Source organism: Streptococcus mitis (assembly GCF_009496205.1).
Taxonomy (GTDB): domain Bacteria; phylum Bacillota; class Bacilli; order Lactobacillales; family Streptococcaceae; genus Streptococcus; species Streptococcus mitis_BN.
The window spans coordinates 17,893-32,829 of sequence record NZ_WIJO01000003.1; the positions used below are offsets into that span (position 1 = coordinate 17,893).

16 protein-coding genes and 1 pseudogene are annotated in these 14,937 nt (G+C 38.3%); 3 read left to right on the forward strand and 14 right to left on the reverse strand.

Going from position 1 to position 14,937, the window contains the following annotated elements; all coding sequences use genetic code 11:
* The 5 genes from rplI to GEZ85_RS00905 all read right to left on the reverse strand — a co-directional run bounded on the left by rplI (position 1) and on the right by GEZ85_RS00905 (position 5,145).
* Entirely contained in the window at positions 1 to 453 is a 453-nt protein-coding gene (gene rplI / locus GEZ85_RS00885) for a 50S ribosomal protein L9 (RefSeq protein ID WP_000864214.1), read from the reverse strand.
* Positions 450 to 2,423 carry a DHH family phosphoesterase gene (locus GEZ85_RS00890; protein WP_153208955.1) on the reverse strand — a complete coding sequence of 658 codons (1,974 nt, stop codon included), beginning with the start codon at positions 2,421 to 2,423 and terminating at the stop codon, positions 450 to 452. The genes rplI and GEZ85_RS00890 overlap by 4 nt, the downstream gene beginning before the upstream one ends.
* A 136-nt stretch (positions 2,424 to 2,559) precedes the next feature.
* Positions 2,560 to 3,108 carry a ribosome hibernation-promoting factor, HPF/YfiA family gene (gene hpf, locus GEZ85_RS00895; protein ID WP_000599100.1) on the reverse strand — a complete coding sequence of 183 codons (549 nt, stop codon included), beginning with the start codon at positions 3,106 to 3,108 and terminating at the stop codon, positions 2,560 to 2,562.
* 79 nt (positions 3,109 to 3,187) lie between these two features.
* Positions 3,188 to 3,850 (reverse strand): ComF family protein, encoded by a 663-nt coding sequence (locus tag GEZ85_RS00900; RefSeq protein ID WP_153208957.1) that lies wholly within the window; start codon positions 3,848 to 3,850, stop codon positions 3,188 to 3,190.
* A complete protein-coding gene (locus GEZ85_RS00905; protein WP_153208959.1) occupies positions 3,847 to 5,145 on the reverse strand; it encodes an ATP-dependent helicase ComFA in 1,299 nt (432 codons plus the stop codon). Before GEZ85_RS00905 ends, GEZ85_RS00900 begins: the two co-directional genes overlap by 4 nt.
* Before the next feature lie 56 nt (positions 5,146 to 5,201).
* Here GEZ85_RS00905 and GEZ85_RS00910 point away from each other — a divergent pair, with 56 nt between their 5' ends.
* The 3 genes and pseudogenes from GEZ85_RS00910 (at position 5,202) to cysK (ending at position 7,049) form a co-directional block, all read left to right on the forward strand.
* Positions 5,202 to 5,837, forward strand: coding sequence for a YigZ family protein (locus GEZ85_RS00910; RefSeq protein WP_153208961.1), 636 nt, complete (start codon positions 5,202 to 5,204; stop codon positions 5,835 to 5,837).
* Between the two features lie 93 nt (positions 5,838 to 5,930).
* Positions 5,931 to 6,026, forward strand: a pseudogene (locus GEZ85_RS10265) (PH domain-containing protein); the annotation flags it as partial.
* Positions 6,027 to 6,122: 96 nt separating this feature from the next.
* Positions 6,123 to 7,049: a cysteine synthase A gene (gene cysK, locus GEZ85_RS00915; protein ID WP_084930569.1), complete on the forward strand. Its 927-nt coding sequence runs from the start codon at positions 6,123 to 6,125 to the stop codon at positions 7,047 to 7,049.
* Between the two features lie 121 nt (positions 7,050 to 7,170).
* Here cysK and tsf read toward each other — a convergent pair whose 3' ends face one another.
* The 9 genes from tsf to pgsA all read right to left on the reverse strand — a co-directional run bounded on the left by tsf (position 7,171) and on the right by pgsA (position 14,932).
* Positions 7,171 to 8,211, reverse strand: coding sequence for a translation elongation factor Ts (gene tsf / locus GEZ85_RS00920; protein WP_153208963.1), 1,041 nt, complete (start codon positions 8,209 to 8,211; stop codon positions 7,171 to 7,173).
* Between the two features lie 78 nt (positions 8,212 to 8,289).
* On the reverse strand, positions 8,290 to 9,069 hold the full coding sequence (gene rpsB, locus GEZ85_RS00925) for a 30S ribosomal protein S2 (protein WP_025168745.1): 780 nt from the start codon (positions 9,067 to 9,069) through the stop codon (positions 8,290 to 8,292).
* A 224-nt stretch (positions 9,070 to 9,293) separates the two neighbouring features.
* Complete coding sequence (pcsB, locus tag GEZ85_RS00930) at positions 9,294 to 10,487, reverse strand: peptidoglycan hydrolase PcsB (protein WP_084930567.1); 1,194 nt, start codon at positions 10,485 to 10,487, stop codon at positions 9,294 to 9,296.
* A 93-nt stretch (positions 10,488 to 10,580) separates the two neighbouring features.
* A complete protein-coding gene (gene mreD, locus GEZ85_RS00935; protein WP_084926266.1) occupies positions 10,581 to 11,075 on the reverse strand; it encodes a rod shape-determining protein MreD in 495 nt (164 codons plus the stop codon).
* The gene (mreC, locus tag GEZ85_RS00940) at positions 11,075 to 11,893 is read right to left on the reverse strand and encodes a rod shape-determining protein MreC (protein WP_153208965.1); all 819 of its coding nucleotides are present in this window, start codon (positions 11,891 to 11,893) and stop codon (positions 11,075 to 11,077) included. The genes mreD and mreC overlap by 1 nt, the downstream gene beginning before the upstream one ends.
* Positions 11,894 to 11,951: 58 nt before the next feature.
* The gene (locus GEZ85_RS00945) at positions 11,952 to 12,746 is read right to left on the reverse strand and encodes an energy-coupling factor transporter transmembrane component T family protein (protein WP_000377896.1); all 795 of its coding nucleotides are present in this window, start codon (positions 12,744 to 12,746) and stop codon (positions 11,952 to 11,954) included.
* On the reverse strand, positions 12,739 to 13,578 hold the full coding sequence (locus GEZ85_RS00950; RefSeq protein WP_000510419.1) for an energy-coupling factor transporter ATPase: 840 nt from the start codon (positions 13,576 to 13,578) through the stop codon (positions 12,739 to 12,741). Before GEZ85_RS00950 ends, GEZ85_RS00945 begins: the two co-directional genes overlap by 8 nt.
* Complete coding sequence (locus tag GEZ85_RS00955) at positions 13,563 to 14,390, reverse strand: energy-coupling factor ABC transporter ATP-binding protein (protein ID WP_000843636.1); 828 nt, start codon at positions 14,388 to 14,390, stop codon at positions 13,563 to 13,565. The genes GEZ85_RS00950 and GEZ85_RS00955 overlap by 16 nt, the downstream gene beginning before the upstream one ends.
* Positions 14,387 to 14,932: a CDP-diacylglycerol--glycerol-3-phosphate 3-phosphatidyltransferase gene (gene pgsA, locus GEZ85_RS00960; RefSeq protein WP_153208967.1), complete on the reverse strand. Its 546-nt coding sequence runs from the start codon at positions 14,930 to 14,932 to the stop codon at positions 14,387 to 14,389. The genes GEZ85_RS00955 and pgsA overlap by 4 nt, the downstream gene beginning before the upstream one ends.
* Positions 14,933 to 14,937: the final 5 nt, after the last annotated feature.

The following is a 14,937-nucleotide window of genomic DNA, read 5'->3' on the forward strand; positions in this document are numbered from 1 at the left end:
TTATCCTTCTTTCACACGAAGATTGATTACACTTGTGATATCTTGATAGATTTTCACTGGCACATCAATCAAACCAACTGCTCGAATCGGAGCTTGTACTTGAATATGACGTTTATCAATCTTAATTCCAAATTGCTTTTGCAATTCTTCTGCAATTTTCTTATTGGTAATGGAACCAAAGGTACGACCATCTGGACCAACTTTTTCAACAAATTCTACAACAGTTTCTTCTGCTTCAAGTTGTGCTTTAATTGCTTTTGCTTCTGCAATCATCTCAGCATGAGCTTTTTCTTCAGATTTTTGTTTACCACGAAGTTCACCTACCGCTTGAGCAGTCGCTTCTTTGGCTAGATTCTTTTTGATAAGAAAGTTTTGCGCATACCCTGTTGGTACTTCCTTAATTTCGCCTTTTTTACCTTTTCCTTTAACATCTGCTAAAAAGATTACTTTCATTCTTCTTTCTCCTTTTCCTTTATTTCATTTAATACAATTTCTGTCAGTTTTTCACCCGCTTCTGACAAGGTTAAATCCTTAATTTGAGCTGCTGCCAAATTAAAGTGGCCTCCACCTCCCAGCTCTTCCATAATCCGTTGTACATTCAGCTTACTACGACTGCGAGCTGAGATAGAGATAAATCCTTGTGTATTCTTCGCAAGAACAAAACTCGCTTCAATGCCTGACATAGCTAACATGGCATCTGCTGCCTTACTAATAACAACTGTATCGTAGCATTTCGAGTCCGTAGCCTCTGCTATCAATACATCTGAACCTAATTTACGCCCCTGTAAAATCAGTTCATTGACCTCACGATATTCTTCAAAATCTGTCGCAGCCATTTCCTGGATAGCAATGCTATCACTTCCGCGCGTTCTGAGATAGCTAGCAACATCAAATGTCCGACTAGTCACTCGCGAGGTGAAATTTTTAGTATCCAACATCATACCAGCCATCAAGACACTGGCTTGCATACGACTCAGACGATTTTTCTTAGAATTCTGGAACTGAATCAATTCCGTTACCAACTCACTGGCACTGCTGGCACCACTTTCGATATAAGTAATAACTGCATTATCAGGAAAATCCTGATCCCTTCTGTGGTGGTCAATAACGATGGTCTGTGTAAACAAATCATAAAATTCTTTCGATAAAGTTAAGGCAGTCTTTGAATGGTCTACAAGAATCAACAAAGAACGATTGGTCACTAATCCCATTGCCTCCTTAACCGACAACAACTTCGTAACTCCTTCTTTTTCTAAGAATGAAACTGCTCGTTCAATATCTGGTGACATTTGATCTTTATCATAAAGAGCATAACTATTTTCAGTCACATTGCTGGCAAATAACTGCATACCTACAGCAGAACCCAAAGCATCCATATCGAGGTTTTTATGACCAACTACAAAAACCTGATCTACACTCCGAATCTTATCTGAAATAGCTGTCATCATAGCGCGCGTACGTGTACGTGTACGCTTGATTGACGCAGCAGACCCACCACCAAAATAAACTGGATTTTTCGTTTCGTCGTTCTCCTTTACAACCACCTGGTCGCCACCACGCACTTCAGCCAAGTTCAAGTTAAGCAATGCAACTTTCCCGATCTCATCATGATTTCCATCACCATAAGAAAAGCCCATACTTAAGGTCAAAGGCAGCTGTCTCTGTTTGGACTCTTCTCTGAAAGCATCGATAACAGAAAATTTATCATTCATCAACCCCTCAAGCACCGTGTAGTCCGTAAATAGATAAAAACGGTCCATACTCACTCGACGGGAGAACATGGCATGTTTCCCAGCAAATTCTGAAACAAAGTTGGCTACAAAACTGTTAATATGACTGATATCAGACTCGGATGTTTCATCTTCTAAATCATCGTAGTTGTCAACAGAAACGATCCCAATCACAGGTCGACTCGTTACTAACTCAACAGTCGCTTCATATTCTCCAGACACATCAAAGAAGTACAGAACTCCAGATACCTTGTCCATATGAACCGAATAACGGGTCTCACCCAAGGTGGCATAAGAACCTGGATTTCCTACCGATGCCTTAATAATTGTTTGAATTAATGCCACATCAATCTCGCCCACTTCATTAGTCAAAATCAATTCAGCATAAGGATTAAACCATTCAACTTCACCTGACGATAAGTCTAATTTAATAACTCCAACAGGCATCTGTTCTAACAAGGTTGTCAAACTTTCTTCAGCTTGGTGGTTTACATACTGGATTTGTTCTACTTCACTCTTTGAGTAGTAGTCTCTCTGATGGATGAATAGTAAAATATATGAACCCAAAATAAGTAGCAAAAGAAATAGCGTTACCAGTGTATTCGTTACAAAAACAAGTTGCACAGATAGCACTCCGAACGCCACTATTCCTAATATTAAGGGGAAAATAGGACTTACATAAAATTTTTTCATTCCAAACCTCTTGGCACCCATTATACCATAATAACCACCAAAAAGCGACTTTTTAAAAGTGTAATCAGCAATTCTATCCATTGCAAGAAAAAGGAAGGTTTACAATTCAGTAAACCTTCCTTTACACATATTGAAATTAAGACTCTTTAACCTCTAACAGACCAATTTCGCCATCTTCACGACGATAAATCACATTAGTTGTTTGATCTTCAACATCCACATAGATAAAGAAATCATGTCCCAACAAATCCATCTGTAGAATAGCTTCTTCCAAATCCATTGGTTTTAAATCAATTTGTTTTGAACGAACAACTCTAGACTGGACAACATTTGGATCTTCCACCAAAGCATCTGTAAATAATTGACTAGTTGCTACCTTATTTTTATTTTTACGCTCGATTTTTGTTTTATTCTTACGAATCTGACGTTCAATTTTATCAGTTACAAGGTCAATTGAACCATACATATCTTGAGACACATCTTCTGCACGAAGAGTAATTGAGCCAAGCGGAATAGTCACTTCCACTTTAGCCGTTTTTTCACGATACACCTTCAAGTTAACTCGAGCATCCAACTCTTGTTCAGCTTGAAAATACTTTTCGATCTTTTCGAGTTTAGAAACTACATAATCACGAATTGCTTCTGTTACTTCTAGGTTTTCACCACGGATACTATATTTAATCATATGAGTACCTTCTTTCTAAACATTTTTGTTTTTCTGATTTCATTATAACGCTTTCATTTTAGTTTTGCAAATTTTTTCCTCATCTTACAAGGGAAAATGTTTTTACATCCTCAGCACCAGCCTCTTCCAACAGTTTCTTCACACGATTTATAGTTGTTCCAGTAGTGTAAATGTCATCTATAAGTAGGATTTTTTTAGGAATAGTTACTCCCCTTTTAATAAAGAAAGGAAGTTCTGTCGCCAGACGTTCTGAACGATTTTTAGAAGAACTGGCCCGCTCTTCTCTCTTCTCTAGTAAGTCTTGAAAAGAGAACCCTGCTGCTTCAACTAAACCTTCAACCTGATTAAATCCCCTCTCAAGTAATCTTTCAGGACTTAGGGGAATTACGACAAATTGATACTCTTTGTACTTTTTTAACTCCTCACTTAAAAATGAAGCGAACACTTTTCTTAAAAGGAAGTCTCCATCAAACTTATACCGACTGAAAAAATCCTTCATAGCTTGATTGTAAGTAAAAATCCCTCTATGACTGACCTCAATTCCTTCTTTACACCAAAATTGACAATCTTGACACTTTGTTGACAAACCTGTTTTCATACAGTTTGGACAGTGCTCTTCTCCAATTTTCTCAAAAGTAGAATCACAATCTAAACAAAGACAGGAAACATCATTCCTCAGAAGTAAGAGACTACTAAAAGTTAAAACAGCCTTCATAGTCTGCCCACACAATAAGCACTTCATAGCCCCGCCTCCTTGTTCATCTGCTGAATTTCCTTAATTGCCTTCTTAATTGAAGCATTTAACCCGTCATGAAAGAAAAGCAAATCTCCTGTCGGTCTATCCATGCTTCGTCCAACTCGTCCACCAATCTGAATCAAACTAGACTTGGTAAACAGACGATGGTTGGCTTCCACTACGAAAACATCCACGCAAGGGAAGGTAACTCCACGTTCCAATATTGTCGTACTGATAAGTATTGTCAATTCTCCATCTCGAAAAGCTTGTACTTGCTCTAATCGATCTTCTGTTACGGAAGATACAAAACCAATTTTCTCATTTGGAAATTGCTCCTGTAAGATTTCTTTTAGTTGCTCTCCTTTCTTAATTTCTGATGCAAAAATGAGTAACGGATAAGCTGTCTTTCTCTGTTTCTCAATATAAGTCTTTAACTTTGGTGACAAACGATTTTTATCCAAATAGCAATTAAAATCCGATAACCAAACTGGCTTAGGAATAATCAATGGATTCCCATGGAATCGTCTAGGTAAGCTCAATCTTTTTAATTCTCCTAAACAGACTTTCCTATCTAACTCATCTGTCGAAGTCGCTGTTAAAAAGATTCTCAGCCCATTTTCCTTTACACTATTCTTGACAGCATGGTAAAGCGTTGGATTGTCAACATATGGAAAGGCATCTACTTCATCCACTATCAGCAAATCAAAAGCTTGATAAAATTTCAATAACTGATGAGTCGTCGCAACAACTAATGGGGTTCGGAAGTACGGTTCTGATTCTCCATGTAGAAGAGCTATCTCGCAAGCAAAATCATCTTGCAGGCGCTTGTACAGCTCCAAACAAACATCTATGCGAGGACTGGCCAAACAAACTGCACCACCCCTATTAATCACCTTAGCCACAACTTGATAAATCATTTCTGTCTTTCCAGCCCCTGTCACCGCATGAACTAAAGTTGGCTCTTGCTTGTCTACTGCTTGAATCAGTCCCTCTGACACCTTCTCTTGAAAAGGAGTTAATTGACCACGCCATTTAAGAACATCTTGCTTCGGAAAATCCTCCTGCGGAAAATAGTATAAAGCTTGGTCACTCCTGACTCGCTTCATCAGCAAGCACTCTCGACAATAGTAAGCACCGATGGGCAAATACCATTCTTCTAGAATAGTACTATTACAACGTTGACAGACAAGTTTCCCCTTCTCCTTTCTCATTGCTGGAAGTTTCTCCGCCAACTGACGTTCCTCTTTAGTTAATTCATTCTCAGTAAACAAACGACCGAGATAATTTGGATTTACTTTCATACTTCTTTATTCGTAAAAACCTAGCACTTTAGATGATTTTTTAGTACAATTAAATCATGGAATTTAGAACAATTAAAGAGGATGGTCAAGTCCAAGAAGAAATCAAAAAATCCCGCTTTATCTGTCATGCCAAGCGTGTTTATAGCGAAGAAGAGGCTCGTGACTTCATTACTGCCATCAAAAAAGAACACTACAAAGCTACGCATAACTGCTCTGCTTTTATTATTGGAGAGCGTAGTGAAATTAAACGTACAAGTGATGATGGTGAGCCTAGTGGTACTGCTGGCGTTCCCATGCTTGGGGTACTAGAAAATCACAATCTCACCAATGTCTGTGTAATCGTGACACGCTACTTTGGTGGTATTAAACTAGGCGCCGGAGGACTGATTCGTGCTTACGCAGGCAGTGTGGCATTAGCTGTCAAAGAAATTGGCATCATTGAAATAAAAGAACAAGCTGGCATTGCTATTCAAATGTCTTACGCTCAGTACCAAGAGTACAGTAACTTCCTTAAAGAACATAACCTCATTGAGCTAGATACAAATTTTACAGATCAAGTCGATACGATGATTTATGTTGATAAAGAAGAAAAAGAAGATATTAAAGCTGCACTGGTGGAGTTTTTTAATGGAAAAGTTACTTTAACTGATCAAGGTTTACGTGAAGTTGAAGTTCCTGTAAACTTAGTGTAAACAATGGATAATGCCGTGTTTCACTGACATTCTCACCGCTACTTCAATTAACAAAATAAAAAGATGTTTGACAAGACCTACTAGAAAATGAAGCAATTCAAAAAGAAAACGGATATCGTTCCACTTTACACCTATTTATTAGAATTAGCTTATCACAATCGGTTGAAAATTAATGGCTTAAACCTGTGATATAAAAAAATCCTATCACTTCGATAGGATTTCTATATTTTACAAATGGTATAGATAGCGTTATACTAGAGATATCTTATACAAAGAGGTATTCATATGTCTATTTATAACAACATTACTGAATTAATCGGTCAAACTCCGATTGTTAAACTCAACAATATTGTGCCAGAAGGTGCTGCAGATGTCTATGTAAAACTTGAAGCATTTAACCCTGGTTCTTCTGTAAAAGACCGTATTGCTCTTAGCATGATTGAAAAAGCTGAACAAGACGGTATTCTAAAACCGGGTGCTACCATTGTTGAAGCAACAAGTGGAAACACTGGTATTGGACTGTCATGGGTAGGGGCTGCTAAAGGGTATAAAGTTGTTATCGTTATGCCTGAAACTATGAGCGTAGAACGACGTAAGATTATCCAAGCCTATGGTGCTGAACTCGTCCTCACTCCTGGTAGCGAAGGAATGAAAGGTGCTATCGCAAAAGCCCAAGAAATCGCTGCTGAACGTGATGGTTTCCTTCCTCTTCAGTTTGACAATCCAGCTAATCCAGAAGTACACGAAAGAACAACAGGAGCTGAGATACTAGCTGCTTTCGGAAAAGATGGATTAGATGCCTTTGTTGCTGGAGTTGGTACCGGTGGAACAATTTCTGGTGTTTCTCATGCACTCAAATCAGCAAATTCTAACATTCAAGTTTTTGCAGTAGAAGCAGACGAATCTGCTATTCTATCTGGTGAAAAACCTGGACCACACAAAATTCAAGGTATCTCAGCTGGATTTATTCCTGATACACTTGATACTAAAGCCTATGATGGTATCGTTCGTGTAACATCAGACGATGCTCTCGCACTTGGACGTGAAATTGGTGGAAAAGAAGGCTTCCTTGTTGGTATTTCTTCAGCTGCAGCTATCTATGGAGCCATTGAAGTTGCTAAGAAATTAGGTACAGGTAAGAAGGTTCTTGCTCTAGCACCAGATAACGGTGAACGTTATTTGTCTACAGCACTCTATGAATTTGAAGTGTAGTCTCCTAAATACACTTAGCCCTTATTATAGGGCTTTTTATTTATACCTTAAAAGTAGGAACATCTCCCTATAAAGATCGACTGCATAGAAAAAAGGAAGCAATTTGGCTTCCTTTTTATTATTAGTTATTCAAGGCTGCTGCCATTGTAGCTGCAACTTCAGCTTCGAAGTCGTTTGCAGCTTTTTCGATACCTTCACCAACTTCAAAGCGAGCGAACTCAACTACTGAAGCGTTAACTGATTCAAGGTATGCTTCAACTGTCTTGCTGTCATCCATGATGTATACTTGTGCAAGAAGTGTGTAAGCTTGGTCAACTTTAGTGTTATCAAGCATGAAGCGATCCATTTTACCTGGGATGATTTTGTTCCAGATTTTTTCTGGTTTGCCTTCTGCAGCCAATTCAGCTTTGATGTCAGCTTCAGCTTGGGCAATAACATCATCAGTCAATTGTGCTTTTGATCCATATTTCAAGTGTGGAAGAGCTGGTTTGTTAACCATTGCACGGCTTTCGTTGTCTTGGTCGATAACGTGGTTCAATTGTGCCAACTCATCTTTAACGAATTGCTCATCCAATTCTTTATAAGAAAGAACTGTTGGTTTCATCGCTGCGATATGCATTGACAATTGTTTAGCAAGAGCTTCGTCTCCACCTTCAACAACTGAAATAACACCGATACGTCCACCGTTATGTTGGTATGCTCCAAAGTGTTGTGCGTCTGTTTTTTCAATCAATGCAAAGCGACGGAATGAGATTTTTTCTCCGATAGTTGCTGTTGCAGATACGTATGCAGCTTCAAGAGTTTCACCTGAAGGCATTGTCAAAGCAAGAGCTTCTTCGTTGTTAGCAGGTTTTCCTTCTGCAATGACTTTAGCTGTAGTATTTACCAATTCAACGAATTGAGCATTTTTCGCAACGAAGTCAGTTTCAGCGTTTACTTCAATAACTGCTGCAACATTACCGTTAACGTAAACACCAGTCAAACCTTCTGCAGCAACACGGTCAGCTTTCTTAGCTGCCTTAGCCATACCTTTTTCACGAAGCAATTCAATCGCTTTTTCGATGTCACCGTCTGTTTCTACAAGCGCTTTTTTAGCGTCCATAACACCGGCACCAGATTTTTCACGCAACTCTTTTACAAGTTTAGCTGTAATTTCTGCCATTTTGATTCTCCTATATTTTTTAAAAATAGGAGAGCCGGGCTAAGCCCCGCCCTCCTAGGTAATTACTATTTATATGAATTAAGCGTTGTCGCCTTCTACAACTTCAACGATTTCTTCGATTGAATCTGCTTGAGCTTCAGAAGCTGCAAATTCTGCTTCAACTGCTGTTGCATCTTCACCTTGACGTCCTTCGATGATAGCGTCAGCCAATTTAGCTGTGATCAATTTAACAGCGCGGATAGCATCATCGTTAGCTGGGATGATTACATCGATATCATCTGGATCAGTGTTTGTGTCAACCATCGCTACAACTGGGATTCCCAATTTCTTAGCTTCTTTAACAGCGATTTGCTCTTTATGTGGGTCAACTACGTACATAACATCTGGGATACGAGGCATGTCTTCGATACCACCCAAGAATTTTTCAAGACGTGCACGTTGTTTGTTAAGAAGTGCAACTTCTTTCTTAGGAAGAACTTCGAAAGTTCCATCTTCTTCCATACGTTTGATTTCTTTCAAACGAGCGATACGTTTTTGGATTGTTCCCCAGTTTGTAAGAGTTCCACCCAACCAACGGTGGTTGATGAAGTATTGACCTGAACGTACTGCTTCTTCAGCAACTGCATCAGCTGCTTGTTTCTTAGTACCAACGAACAATACAACTGCATCGTTAGCTGCTGCATCACGCATGAAATCGTAAGCTTGGTCAGCGTATTTTACAGTTTGTTGCAAGTCGATAACGTGGATTCCGTTACGTTCAGTGAAGATGTATTTAGCCATCTTAGGGTTCCAGCGACGAGTTTGGTGACCAAAGTGTACACCAGCCTCAAGAAGTTGTTTCATTGAAATTACTGCCATGAGTATTTCTCCTTTTTGTTTTTTCCTCTTCTTGACTTCAACTCGCAAAACGACCCAAGGGCAACTGTTTCACAATTCATCAAGAATGAGTATTATCGTTCACACGACAAATTTCATTTTACCATACTTTTTCAATATTTTCAAGCTATTTTAGTAGATTTTTAAAGTAAGTTAACTATATAAATCATAAAAGAGACTCGAATAGAGCCTCTTCGTTTCATTCATTAGTTTGGATAGATATATGTTACAAAACCTTCTGAAGTTGTAGTAGGATTGAACCATCCACGTTTATTTCCGATTGTACGATTTCCACCATAGTTTGATTCAGATACTTGGATACTTGTTGATGATGAAACAGCTGTAACTACTGCTACGTGTCCATATCCACCGTCATTCCAACATGCAATCGCGCCAACTTGAGGTGTAGATCCTGTACGGAATCCTGCTGCAGCTGCACTTGTAGCCCACTGTGCTCCATTACCCCAGTAGTCTCCAGCCCAAGGGGCCAAGGTTTTAGCTCCCCATGTACACTCACCAGTTGGATAACTTGAAGCATTTGTACTGTATGTTGGACGATGTTTTACTGATGCAGGTGCGTAACTTGAAGATGATTCAGATGAGCTAGATACTGCTTGAACTTCTGCTGTAAAAGTTGTATTTCCAGAAGCAACGACTGTTTGTTGTTGACTTGCTTGTTTAGCTTTATAAGCAGCTTCTGCTTCTGCAGCTGCTTTAGCTTCCGCTTCCGCTGCAGCTTTTTTCTCAAGTAAACTTGCTTTTTCATCCTCTGCAGTAGCCTTTTCAGCAGCAAGATTCAATTCGGCAGCTTTCAACTCTGCTTGTTTTGTAGTTAATGTTTGAGCATCATCAGCTAGTTTTTGCTGATTTGCAATAACTGTATTGATAGCATCATTATTTGCTACTTGTTTTTCAGAAATAGCTTTTTTATCTGCTTTTTGTTGTTCCAACATCTTGTTGTTTGCAGATACGATCTCACTCATTGCAGCAACACGTGAAATAGCTTCTGTAATTGATTTTGAGTTTACAATTGTATTGATGTAATTTGTTGCAGCTCCATTTGTTTGAGCACTACGAGCTTGTTTTTGCAATGAATCATTGCGAGATACAATATTCTTAGAAAGTTCTGTAATTTCACCCTCAAGCTTTTTAGATTCTGCTTGTAGTCTATCATTTTCAGATTGCAAGTTTGATTGCTCTGTTTGAATAGCAGATACTTGCTCCTGAATTTGATCAACTTGTTTTTGGGCTTCTTGTTGTTGTGCTGTTAAGTTACTAATTTTATTATCTTGAGCAGCAATTTTGTCATCAGTCGTTTCTGCATGCGCAGTTGTTAAAACAGCTACTTGAGAAACCATTACTGTACTTAGTAAAAGTGACGCTAAGATTTTTTTCTTCATATTTCGTAGATACTCCTTCTTTTAAAGACACTACTAGTATACCAAAAAAAGGCCTAATGAATATTACGCCTTTGTTACATTTTTATTTCTTTCTTATAGGTAAAATTTTTCAAAAATAAACTGAAAGATAATCATCCATATAAGGTTCAAAATCATTGATGGTACTAAACTATAGACTATAAATAAAGACATACTATCCACAGTTAAACCTACCACTAATGCAAGTATATAAGCTCCCATCTCAAATAGAAAAGTCATGACAATAATTGCCAACATTCTCGTCCAACGATTCAATAAAATAACACTATTAAATTTATGGAGAAATACTCCCAACAAGACGAACAACAAAGTCGCAATCCCTATCAAGTGGAAAAAGTAAATGTCATAAACCAAACCCACTACAAAACAATAAGCTAAATAGAAATACTCTGATACTTCAATCGTCTCAAATAAGAGAAACAAAAATAGAAAATGACTGGCTAACTGTACATGGGGAAAAAATGAGCCCAAAAGCTGGCTAATATGGGCATCAATTAGAACAAAGAAAGGAAGCAATAAAAATACTCCAACTCGCTTCAACTGTCTCATTATGAATTCCCCACTAATTCTATCACACTCACATTATGAGTATCTGCACTTAATTTAACAGTTACTTCTCGTGTCAAGTAGTCCGTACTATGCGTTGTGGCAACCACTTCACCAACAGGAATATCAGCAACGTTAAAGTTTCCTAATCCACCAGTGGTCACCTTATCTCCTGCACTAATATCGCTACTACTATTTAATTGACTAATTTTTAGAACTTCATTTTCCTTGTCATAGCCAACAATAATTCCATAAATTGTAGTAGAACCATGTTGAATTTTAACAGAAATCTTATCAGCATTTTCCGTATTTGTCAGAAGGTTGACCATGGTAGAGTTCTCCTCTACTTTTGAGACACTCCCAATCAAGCCACCATTTGCAATTGCTAACATATTCTCAGAAGCCCCTTTTGATTTGCCTGCATCTAAGGTCAACTCCTGCTTCCAAGATACCGGAGATCGCATAATAACATCTGCTGCCAAAGTCTTTGTAGCTTGCAATTTGGACTTCATATCAAGCAATTGGCGCAGTTGTTCATTTTCCATCTTTAAACTTTCCGCCTCATTTGATTTAACTTCTAATTGGTAAATCTGTTTCTTCAAACTTTCATTTTCATTATAAGTGCGTGTCAAATGAGCCAAATCTGATTTGACAGAATCAAACCACTGAAAAGGTTTTTGCACAACCCTATCAACCACTGAGATTCCATCTCCTAATCTTGTCACAATTGTACTTGAATAAGTCGTCGCTAAGAGAGCTGACACAAGCAGAACAGTGACAAAAACAATAATGACATATTTTGATTTTTTAAAACGGTTCATATCCCTACCTTTATATCAAAAACTGTTACAGTAACTTTTTATCAATTCCTGAAAGCTACTAAGATTTTAAGAAAAATAAGCAACAACCAAGTATGATAATAACAAGAATGGTCAGCGTATCCTTTCGAGTCCATTTCAATTGTCGATATTGACTTCTGCCTTTTCCACCCTGATAACCACGCGCTTCCATTGCGATAGCCAAGGAATCCGCACGTTTTAAACTTGTCGCAAAAAGAGGAATCAAAATGGGAATCATAGCCTTCACCTTTTGAACAATACTTCCTTCTCCAAAATCCACTCCACGCGCTTTCTGTGCATTCATAATCCGCGTCGTATCATCCATCAAGGTTGGGACAAAACGCAAACTCATAGACAGCATCAATCCAATTTCATGAACTGGAACTTTCATACTCTTTAAAGGTGCTAATAGAGCTTCGACAGCTGATGCCAAACTTAAGGGCATGGTCGTTAAGGTTAACAAAGTAGAAAAGAAAATAATCAATACAAAGCGACAAAAGATAATTCCAGCTTGTTGCAAAGCATAATCCGTGATTCTCACAAACGAAAACTCAAATAAAACATTCCCATTAGAAATGAAAAACAGTTGAAAAATAGTTGTGAAGGCAATCAAGAAAAACATAGACTTCAAGCCCTGAATAAAAAATGAAAGAGATACTCCTGACAAGGCAATAAAGATCCCTGTCGCTATAAAAAGAATCAGATTCGTCAAGGGATTATTAGCCCAAAAAACGATCAAAATCAGTAGCATCATAGCCAGTAATTTGCTGCGTGGATCCAATCGGTGAACTATCGAATCCCCTGGGATATAACGCCCCAAAATCATACTATCCATTTAGCGACTCCTTGAACTCCTCTATCTTAATCGGTAATCGTTTAAATGACACGCCTCTATCAGCCAATCGTTTACAAAAAGCTGTAATTTTAGGTACTCCCAACTGAACTTCTTCCATAAAAACAACATCTTGAAAGACATCACTAGGTTTACCAAACTTAACTAAACGTCCCTTTTCCATCACATATACCTGGTTCGCATATTCAGCAACATCATCCATCAAATGCGTTACCAAGACAATGGTCATCCCTGACTGGTGGAGTTTTTTGAACAAATTCATCAGCTCTTTTCTTCCCAGGGGATCTAGGCCTGCTGTGGGTTCATCTAAGACTAATATAGCTGGTTCCATGGCAAGTATGCCTGCAATGGCGACACGTCTCATTTGTCCACCTGATAGCTCAAACGGACTACGATCAAAAAGTGATTCATCAATTCCAACCAGAGCCAGTTTCTCACGCGCAATCTGCTCCGCATCTTCTTCAGAAACTCCAAAATTTTGCGGTCCAAAAGCAACATCCTTCAAAACCGTTTCTTCAAAAATCTGATTTTCAGCAAACTGAAATACCAAGCCAACCTGTTTTCTAATTTGACGAATATCTTTATTTTTAGAAGTCGAGGTGATTAAGGTATCAAAAACCCGCACACTCCCTTGGCTTGGCACCAATAAACCATCTAATAGTTGTAAAATAGTTGATTTACCACTACCTGTGTGGCCAATTAAGGCCGTATAAGAACCATCTTCAATCGTCAAAGAAACATCTGACAAAGCTGTTGACGCTAAGGGAGTCCCTTCTTGATACGTAAAACTCACATTTTCTAGAGCAATTCCCATAGCTTATCTTCTAGCTCACTTTCTGTCAAATAATTTTCAGGCAAATCATAGCCATTCTGGCTCAAAGAATGTTTTAATTGATTAGCAAAAGGATCGTCTAATCCAATTTGATCCAAATCATTTCGAGAGAAAAGCTCCCTTGGACTACTAGTTGATTCAATTGACCCTTTTTTCATGATCAACACACGATCACTCATGGCAACTTCTTCCAAATCATGTGTAATGGAAATGACCGTCATATCATAGTCTTTCCGAATTCCTTTTACTGTCTCAATCAGTTCTCTACGTCCCTCAGGATCCAACATACTCGTTGCTTCATCTAAGATTAAAATAGCTGGTCTTAGGGCTACAACACCTGCAATAGCCACACGTTGCTTTTGGCCACCTGATAGACGCGCTGGCTCTCTCTTTTTAAAGTCCAACATGCCAACCAAATCCAGAGCTTCTTCCACTCTCTTTTTCATTTCTTGACGAGAAAGTCCCTGATTTTCCAAACCAAAGGCAACATCATCTTCAACAGTCGCTCCAACAAATTGATTGTCTGGATTTTGAAAAACCATACCGATTTGACGACGTATATTCCAAACATTTTCCTCAGTCAGCCGTTGGCCATCAATTACAATCTCTCCGGATTCTGCTTCCAGTAAGCCATCAATTAAGCGAACCGTCGTTGATTTACCACTACCATTATGCCCTACAATCGAAAGCCATTCTCCACGTTTCACGTGAAACGTAATATCCTTCACATCGTAATATTCCTGACTTTCCTTATAGCGAAAAGAAAGATTTTTTACATCAATTACTGATTTCATTTCGAACCAAATGTCCCTTTAAATACATAGGCACTACCCTTGAAATAATCATAGCCAGAGTAGATAGTGAAAAACAAGGCTACATAAAGTAGAACTTGACCAAGCAAAGTCCAATGTAATAGCAAGAAAATAATGGCAAACATCTGACTAAAAGTTTTAATTTTTCCAGGCATTGCTGCTGCTAAAACTGTTCCACCAGTTTCAACTAATAAAAGTCTTAAACCTGTCACAGCCAACTCACGACAGATAATCACTGCAACAATCCAAGCTGGAGCCATTCCTAACTCAATCAGCATAATAAAAGCCGACATAACTAGTAGCTTATCCGCCATAGGATCTGCAAATTTACCAAAATTACTAACCACATTCCATTTACGAGCTAAATATCCATCTAAATAGTCTGTAATACTGGCAATAGCAAAGATAATAGTTGCTACCATATGACTCTCTATCGAATTTCCTACTGTTAAAATAAAGATAAAAATAGGTATAAAGAGAATTCGACCTATTGTTAAGAGATTTGGAATTTGTTCTTTTTTCATTTATT

Coding starts and splice junctions, on each gene's coding strand:
- rplI (WP_000864214.1), bottom strand. CDS start 453: ATGAAAGTAATCTTTTTAGCAGATGTTAAAGGAAAAGGTAAAAAAGGC.
- GEZ85_RS00890 (WP_153208955.1), bottom strand. CDS start 2,423: ATGAAAAAATTTTATGTAAGTCCTATTTTCCCCTTAATATTAGGAATA.
- hpf (WP_000599100.1), bottom strand. CDS start 3,108: ATGATTAAATATAGTATCCGTGGTGAAAACCTAGAAGTAACAGAAGCA.
- GEZ85_RS00900 (WP_153208957.1), bottom strand. CDS start 3,850: ATGAAGTGCTTATTGTGTGGGCAGACTATGAAGGCTGTTTTAACTTTT.
- GEZ85_RS00905 (WP_153208959.1), bottom strand. CDS start 5,145: ATGAAAGTAAATCCAAATTATCTCGGTCGTTTGTTTACTGAGAATGAA.
- GEZ85_RS00910 (WP_153208961.1), top strand. CDS start 5,202: ATGGAATTTAGAACAATTAAAGAGGATGGTCAAGTCCAAGAAGAAATC.
- cysK (WP_084930569.1), top strand. CDS start 6,123: ATGTCTATTTATAACAACATTACTGAATTAATCGGTCAAACTCCGATT.
- tsf (WP_153208963.1), bottom strand. CDS start 8,211: ATGGCAGAAATTACAGCTAAACTTGTAAAAGAGTTGCGTGAAAAATCT.
- rpsB (WP_025168745.1), bottom strand. CDS start 9,069: ATGGCAGTAATTTCAATGAAACAACTTCTTGAGGCTGGTGTACACTTT.
- pcsB (WP_084930567.1), bottom strand. CDS start 10,487: ATGAAGAAAAAAATCTTAGCGTCACTTTTACTAAGTACAGTAATGGTT.
- mreD (WP_084926266.1), bottom strand. CDS start 11,075: ATGAGACAGTTGAAGCGAGTTGGAGTATTTTTATTGCTTCCTTTCTTT.
- mreC (WP_153208965.1), bottom strand. CDS start 11,893: ATGAACCGTTTTAAAAAATCAAAATATGTCATTATTGTTTTTGTCACT.
- GEZ85_RS00945 (WP_000377896.1), bottom strand. CDS start 12,746: ATGGATAGTATGATTTTGGGGCGTTATATCCCAGGGGATTCGATAGTT.
- GEZ85_RS00950 (WP_000510419.1), bottom strand. CDS start 13,578: ATGGGAATTGCTCTAGAAAATGTGAGTTTTACGTATCAAGAAGGGACT.
- GEZ85_RS00955 (WP_000843636.1), bottom strand. CDS start 14,390: ATGAAATCAGTAATTGATGTAAAAAATCTTTCTTTTCGCTATAAGGAA.
- pgsA (WP_153208967.1), bottom strand. CDS start 14,932: ATGAAAAAAGAACAAATTCCAAATCTCTTAACAATAGGTCGAATTCTC.